Raw genomic sequence first — 892 nt, forward strand, 5'->3', positions numbered from 1 at the left:
GGCACCTGCGGCACCTGCCGCACGAAGCTGCTGAGCGGCGAGGCCGACCACCGGGACATGGTGCTCCTGCCCGAGGAGATGGACAGCCAGATCATGATCTGCGTCTCCCGGGCCAAGTCCGACGAACTGGTGATCGACCTGTGAACGCCGGCCGCCCACTTCGACTCGGCGTCGCCGGACTCGGCCGCGCCTTCACGCTCATGCTGCCCACGCTCCAGCGCGACGCGCGCGTGCGGCTGGTGGCGGCCTGCGACCCGCGCGAGCCGGCGCGCGAGCGCTTCGCGAGCGACTTCGATGCGCCGGTGTACCCGGACATCGAGGGCCTGGCATCCAATCCGGACGTCGAGGCGATCTACATCGCCAGCCCGCACCAGTTCCACGCGGAGCAGGCGCGCATCGCCGCCCGGCACGGCAAGCACGTGCTCGTGGAAAAGCCCATGGCGCTGTCCCTCGGCGACTGCAACGCGATGATCCGGGACTGCCGGGACGCCGGCGTGCACCTCATCGTCGGCCACTGCCACAGCTTCGACACGCCGTACCTGCGCGCGCGCGAGATCGCCCTGGGCGGTGAGTTCGGGCGGGTGCGCATGATCCACGCGCTCAACTACACCGACTTCCTCTACCGGCCGCGGCGTCCCGAGGAGCTGCGCACGGAGGAGGGCGGCGGCGTGGTGTTCAGCCAGGCCGCCCACCAGGTCGACATCGTGCGCCTGCTGGCCGGCACGCGGGTCAGCCGGGTGCGCGCGATCACAGGCGACTGGGACCCCAGGCGCCCGACCCAGGGCGCCTATTCGGCCCTGCTGTGGTTCGAGGGCGGGGCGTTCGCCAGCGTCAGCTACAACGGCTACGGGCACTTCGACTCGGACGAATGGTGCGGCTGGATCGGCGAGAT

Annotated in this window: 2 protein-coding genes; both read left to right on the forward strand. The window is 71.0% G+C overall.

The window, feature by feature from the left end; translation table 11 throughout:
* A partial coding sequence (locus JNK74_28230) for an oxidoreductase (GenBank protein ID MBL7650076.1) occupies positions 1-144 on the forward strand: 144 nt, incomplete at its 5' end.
* Positions 141-892, forward strand: a 752-nt coding sequence (locus tag JNK74_28235; protein ID MBL7650077.1) for a Gfo/Idh/MocA family oxidoreductase, incomplete at its 3' end; no start/stop codon positions are given. The genes JNK74_28230 and JNK74_28235, both read left to right, overlap by 4 nt.

The organism is Candidatus Hydrogenedentota bacterium (assembly GCA_016791475.1).
In the GTDB taxonomy this organism is placed as follows: Bacteria; Hydrogenedentota; Hydrogenedentia; order Hydrogenedentales; family JAEUWI01; genus JAEUWI01.